Annotated in this window: 7 protein-coding genes; 5 read left to right on the forward strand and 2 right to left on the reverse strand. The window is 37.4% G+C overall.

Annotation, left to right across the window (positions count from 1 at the left end):
• On the reverse strand, positions 1-267 hold a 267-nt coding region (locus tag PX484_RS24845), incomplete at its 3' end, for an RNA methyltransferase PUA domain-containing protein (protein WP_288106068.1).
• 268 nt (positions 268-535) lie between these two features.
• Here PX484_RS24845 and PX484_RS24850 point away from each other — a divergent pair.
• The 5 genes from PX484_RS24850 (at position 536) to PX484_RS24870 (ending at position 5,520) form a co-directional block, all read left to right on the forward strand.
• Complete coding sequence (locus PX484_RS24850; protein WP_002734273.1) at positions 536-862, forward strand: hypothetical protein; 327 nt, start codon at positions 536-538, stop codon at positions 860-862.
• A gap of 1 nt (position 863) precedes the next feature.
• On the forward strand, positions 864-2,915 hold the full coding sequence (locus tag PX484_RS24855; protein ID WP_287765548.1) for a DEAD/DEAH box helicase family protein: 2,052 nt from the start codon (positions 864-866) through the stop codon (positions 2,913-2,915).
• Between the two features lie 80 nt (positions 2,916-2,995).
• Positions 2,996-3,163, forward strand: a complete 168-nt coding sequence (locus PX484_RS24860; RefSeq protein ID WP_192846025.1) for a hypothetical protein — start codon at positions 2,996-2,998, stop codon at positions 3,161-3,163.
• Positions 3,164-3,172: 9 nt separating this feature from the next.
• Positions 3,173-5,113 carry an AAA family ATPase gene (locus PX484_RS24865; protein WP_287765550.1) on the forward strand — a complete coding sequence of 647 codons (1,941 nt, stop codon included), beginning with the start codon at positions 3,173-3,175 and terminating at the stop codon, positions 5,111-5,113.
• Entirely contained in the window at positions 5,113-5,520 is a 408-nt protein-coding gene (locus PX484_RS24870) for a hypothetical protein (protein WP_004160914.1), read from the forward strand. The genes PX484_RS24865 and PX484_RS24870 overlap by 1 nt, the downstream gene beginning before the upstream one ends.
• Before the next feature lie 42 nt (positions 5,521-5,562).
• Here PX484_RS24870 and PX484_RS24875 read toward each other — a convergent pair whose 3' ends face one another.
• Positions 5,563-5,814, reverse strand: coding sequence for a hypothetical protein (locus PX484_RS24875; RefSeq protein ID WP_002800425.1), 252 nt, complete (start codon positions 5,812-5,814; stop codon positions 5,563-5,565).
• Positions 5,815-5,848: the final 34 nt, after the last annotated feature.

A 5,848-nucleotide genomic window follows, 5' to 3' on the forward strand; every position in this document is an offset into this window, starting at 1 on the left:
AACGATATCATCAAAGCCATTTTTGGGAATTGCTACCATTAAATTCACTTGTACTGGTAGTTCGCTAGTTTCGTTTATCGCTTCTAAAAGATGGGCCGAATTATCAATTATTTCTGCTAACCACGCTTGTCCTTGTCCATTGAGGGCAATAAAACGTTCATGGGATTTTAAACGAACAACTTTTTTAAGATAATGACTTTGTTCGGGTGTTAAGGCAATTAACCCGTTTTCTAGGGTATTAAAATCAAGAAGAAGACGGTAATACAAGGCGGTTTAGTCTATATTACTATTGTGTTCAGAATCACTGTCAGCTATCTATTTTAGCTTTTATGGTGTTTTTGTATGGGGTAGATGGCTCTTCTGGTTTCTGTGTGGAAACGAGGTCTATACTGATAGTTTCTTCGACAAAATAGTCCTAAAAGTGTTACCCGATAAGCATTTCACGATTCCATAAGCAAAAATTATCACACAAAGTCGAGAAGAGCCGGTAGATTAGCCTAAAATCTTGATCATTAACAAACACGGGAATTGATTAATGAATTTACTAGGCATCGTTTTATACTCTTTTATGGGGGTGCTGTTGTTGGGGTTAGCTGTAGCTATCTGGTGGTTAGTCGATACCGTATCTTTATCCCCCACTAAACCGAAAAGAGCTACTTCTAAAAATAATCGTCAAAATTTGCCAATCAGTCAGCCTAAACTTTTCTACTTAGAAAGAGAACTTTTAACCCTCGTGAATGGAGATAAAGCTTTAGCGACTCGATTGCTTTTAAATATTAGATTGAGAAATCCCCAACGCAGTAAAAGCTGGTGTTATGAAAAAGTTATTTATGATCTAAAACGAGATCGAGGAGGAATTTAAATTGCCACTACAACAATTAGACTTATTAGAAGAATACCGTAGTGATCGCCATAATCTCATTGCCGATTTTTATCTACCTTGTTTAGCACAATCTACCCTCTATTGTCGAGCAGTCGGCTTTTTTTCTAGTTCTTCCCTTGTCTCTCTAGCTAAAGGATTAACCGCTTTAATTCGCGGAGGTGGAAAAATGCGTTTAATTGCTTCTCCCTATCTCTCGAGAGAGGATATAGAGGCGATTACTCAGGGATTAAAGCAAAGGGAAGAAGTGATTACTAAATCTTTGTTATCAGTTCTAGAAATTGACTTAGACGAAATTACTAAAAATCGTTTTGCCTGTTTAGCGTGGCTATTAAGTCAAGGAGTCTTAGAAATTAAATTAGCCATTCCCAAAAACTTAGTTAATTTTGGCTTATATCATGAAAAGTTAGGACTATTTATTGATGCTTTTGAAAATGCGATCGCTTTTACTGGTTCTGCGAATGAAAGTCACAGCAGTTTACAGGATAATTTCGAGTGTATCGATATTTTTCGCTCTTGGCAATCTCAGGAACAGCTAAGAGTTCAGAGAAAAATTGATAATTTTGAAAAACTCTGGCACAATCAAACTCCCCATCTAGATATTTGGGATTTTCCCGCAGCAGCAGCCCAATCTCTCTTAAAATTTCGTCCTGATTTTCCACCCACTACCGAACCCGATAGCAGTAGCAAAAAAACTTTTAAAGTTGCCGCCGATACCAGCAAATATCAGTTATCCTCTCCCCTAAAAATAACACCCCAGCCCCGTCAAATTGAGGCAATAAGTGCATGGAAACAAGCCAAATATCAGGGGATACTTGCCATGGCAACAGGAGCGGGAAAAACGATTACAGCCCTGGCTGCCGCTAGTGGTTTATCAAGGTTAGAATTAATTGTTATCGGTGTACCTACTAAAGAATTAGTCCAGCAGTGGGTGAAAGAATTAAACTGTCGAACTACCTATGCTTTTCCTGTGGTAGCGATGGGTAATTCTCGTGCTTGGCGTGAGGTTTTATTTCGCAAATTACGGTTAATTAATCATCAAGAATTGCCCTCTCAGAGATATCCTGTAATTGTGGTGGGAACCTATGGAGAGTTGGCTAAAAATACCGTTAGTGATTTAATTACTGATGCGGGAGGTTTGCCAAAAGAATCTTTATTAATTGCCGATGAAGTTCACGCTACTGGTGCGGGAGTTTATCAGCGTCTTTTACGGGATGATTTTAGTTATCGTTTGGGTTTATCAGCAACTCCTTTGCGTGCCTACGATGAACTCGGTACGGAAAAAGTTTTAGATTATTTTGGGGGAATTGTCTATGAATACGGGTTAGAGTTAGCTATTCAGCAGGGTATTTTGTGCGAGTACGATTATCACGTTTATGTCACCTATCTCGCAGAAGAAGAACAGGAAAAATATTGTCAGTTAACTGCAAAAATTGCTCGCTTATTTACTCAAGAAGACAGTAAAGCAGTGAATTGTTTATTAATTCAACGGGCGCAATTAATTAAAGCAGCGGGGGCAAAATTAACTATAATTGATCGTATTCTGGCTGAACACACCTTAGAACAAACATTAATTTATTGTGCCGATATTGCCCAAGCAACTGCTATTAGTACCCGATTGGCGCGTCAGGGAAAAAGAGTCGCTCGCTATAGTTCCTTAGACAGCGATCGAGTTATGTTATTATCACAGTTATCTTCGGGAAATCTTGACGCATTAGTGGCGGTAAAATGTCTCGATGAGGGAGTTGATATCCCACAAGTCAGTCAGGGAATTATCCTCGCTGCTGATGCTTCTCCTCGTCAATTTATTCAACGTCGCGGCAGAATTCTCCGGGCAGCCGTGGCAAAGAAGAAAGCGACTTTAATCGATGTCTTGGTGGTTCCTCCTTGGGGCGATGGTGAGGTAAAATTAATTGCATCGGAGATCAAAAGAGTTATTGATTTTGCCCGGGCAGCCAGCAATCAAGCTACAGTTATCAACAGATTAGTCCAAGAATTAAGTTACTATGGCTTTACCTACTCAGATCTGTTATAAAATTTATCCTCATCAAGGTATCTCTTGGCAAATAAGCATTAAGACTTGACAATACCCACTCCCCAACCCCCAGAAAATCCATGGATATAACTGCTAAAATTGAAGAACTGGCACAAAAATATGAGATACCTCCCCAACTGCTGGGGGAAGCCATGGCTTTAGAAGTAGAAAAAATTACTCTCAAAAATCGGCGGCTATCACCTAAAATTGTCGAACTTATCGAAAAATATACCGACTCCTCACAATAAATAAACTCTATGACTTTGAGACTGAAACAAATTCGCTTAACTAATTGGAAATGTTACCCTAGTCAAAATATTACTTTTAACCTGCATCCCGACAGAAAAATTCAGATTATTTTTGGTAATAATGGCCACGGTAAAACTTCTCTGATGACGGCGATTTTATGGTGTCTATATGGGGGAGATATTGTATCTAAAGAGACTCTGAAAACCTATTTTTATCGAGGTAAGGATGATTCTTCACCGGCAAAAGAAATGCGGGTAGAATTAAATTTTACTAGAAACGAGAAAAATTACTTTATCAGTCGCACAGCGAAATTAAAAGTTAATGGTAGCACTTCTTATCCCAGCGTAGAGGAAGCATTATTTTATGAAGATGGAACCATGAGAAGTAACTCTAGGGAATATATCGAAGCATTGCTTCCTAAATCTATTCGAGATTTTTTCTGTTTTGATGGCTTAAAAATTGAACAATATACCCAGATAACCCAAACTAAAGAAGCAAAAGAAGCAATTGAAAAAGTTTTGGGTATCCCTGAATTAAGAAATCTGCGCGATGATACAGAAAAAGCCTTACAAGAATTAGAAAACCGTTTCAATAAAGCAGAGGGAACCAGTCAAGCTTTAAAAGATAAGAGAAAACAATTGCGAGAATTAGAAGGAGACATTGAACTTAAAAAAGGTCAGCTTAAAAATGCTAAAGATGAGGAAAAAAATGCTAAAATTATCCATCATGATGCTCAAGAAAAAGCCGCACAGATTGAAGGTTTACGAGAAAAACAAGAGGAAATTCATAACTTAGAGAAAAAGCGTATCGGTTTACAAACTCAGTTAAATAACCTACAAAAGTCTATCGATTCTTGGTTAAAAAAAGCTTCGATACCTTTGCTGATTAACTTTGTGCAGGAAATGGCTGACGATTTGCAAGTTACTAGCTTAAAAAGCACTTATAAAACTAATTCTACAGCAGTTTTAAAAGCAATACTTGACGATGAAAGCTGTCTATGTGGTCGTTGTTTAGATCAAAATTCTCGTGACTTTATCCTGCAACAAATTGCCGAACTAGAGTCCTTAGAAGTGGACAACGCCACCAGAATAGAAAAAGACCAACTTAGAATTTATTTACAGGGAATTATCCGAGATAATGCCAAATTTAGCAATTATAGTCAATTGCTTTTACAAAGAGATCGTTTAGAAGAAGAAATCGAAGAAATTAATCAACATATTAAACAGCTAAAACAGGAAACCACGGGAACCAATCAAGAATCAGCTAATGAGATTTGGCGAAAAGTTGGCGAATCTGGTAAAAATGTTGAGATGATCCAAGAAAAGATCGAACGCTTGCAAAAGGAAATTGAAATCAAAGAAAAGCAATTAGAACATTTACGCAAAGAAGTGGAAATTTTAGCTAGTGAAAATAAAACCACATTGATGTTATCTAATCAGGTTAAAATGGCCAGAGGTTTAAAAAATGCCACTAACGAATTAATCGAATGGAATATCGATAATTCCCAAAAAATGATTAATCAAGTAACCAGCGATCGCTATTTACAAGTAACCAACAAACCAGAGGAATATAGAGGAGTAGAAATCACTCCCGAATACACTTTAGGAATCCGTACCATCACGGGAAAATTATTAAATCCCGATGTCTTAAGTGCGGGAGAAAAGGAAGCTTTAGCTTTTGCTTTTATCACTGGTTTAAATCAAATAACCGATAATTGTGTTCCCCTAATTATGGATACACCTTTTGGAAATTTAGATGAAGAACATCGAGAAAATATTATTAACTCTCTCTCTAATTTAAACTCCCAAGTAGTTATTTTAGCAACGGATCGCGATCTACCCGATCGACTTTTAAATCTCTTGCTTCCCTACACTACCGATATTTTAAAAATACACCGTTTGGCTGCCGATGAAGATGCTTCCGTGATTGAAGTGATGGAGAGTTACTAATGCAGAGAATCGATCCCAGTTTGAAGATTTATGCCTCGGAAACTTCCAGAAATTATCTACAGGTACTAAAAGATAATAAAACCTTTGAGCGCATGGTAGATGCTTATTTATTCGCCGCTGCTTTTGCCATTAAACAAGACTTCAGTATCTACGGAACCACTTTGAGCAATCGACAAGATTTAATTGCTATTAGCCAAATCGATCCGGAAGTTATTTTAGCTTTAACTGCCGGAATTTATATTATCTGTAAAAAGAATTCCTATCCTCAACCCAGCGATGGCAAAGAAGTTTTAGATAAGATCTGTCAATACGCAGAAGTGGGATTAAGGGAATTAAAAGAACGCTGGCAAGGCAAAGTCAGCAATCAAATTCAAGCTGATATTGAGAGAATTATCAATAATCTCTAAAATTCTCTCCATCTAACTATCTTTTTTAGCGATAACGACAAATTAGATTCTTTCCACACTGCCAAAAAAGACGGGTTCCACACGAATAGCAACGATACTAGCCGGACGTAAAACCATATATTCCCCTTGGATATTTCTGATCGGAACATTGATAAAATCCTGGGAATCGGCTTTCGGAATTAATTCGTTACTGTACCACTTTTGAAATTCTTGGATGGTCAAAAAACGGACTTCCTCGCGATGTCCACTGCTTAAGAACAAATGTACAGCGTACTCGTCAGCTTTTCTACTCATTTTTTTAACTAATCAGATTGAATTTTTGTAATAA

Source organism: Microcystis sp. M49636_WE2 (assembly GCF_030065375.1).
In the GTDB taxonomy this organism is placed as follows: domain Bacteria; phylum Cyanobacteriota; class Cyanobacteriia; order Cyanobacteriales; family Microcystaceae; genus Microcystis; species Microcystis aeruginosa_C.

Coding starts and splice junctions, on each gene's coding strand:
- PX484_RS24870 (WP_004160914.1), top strand. CDS start 5,113: ATGCAGAGAATCGATCCCAGTTTGAAGATTTATGCCTCGGAAACTTCC.
- PX484_RS24860 (WP_192846025.1), top strand. CDS start 2,996: ATGGATATAACTGCTAAAATTGAAGAACTGGCACAAAAATATGAGATA.
- PX484_RS24850 (WP_002734273.1), top strand. CDS start 536: ATGAATTTACTAGGCATCGTTTTATACTCTTTTATGGGGGTGCTGTTG.
- PX484_RS24875 (WP_002800425.1), bottom strand. CDS start 5,814: ATGAGTAGAAAAGCTGACGAGTACGCTGTACATTTGTTCTTAAGCAGT.
- PX484_RS24865 (WP_287765550.1), top strand. CDS start 3,173: ATGACTTTGAGACTGAAACAAATTCGCTTAACTAATTGGAAATGTTAC.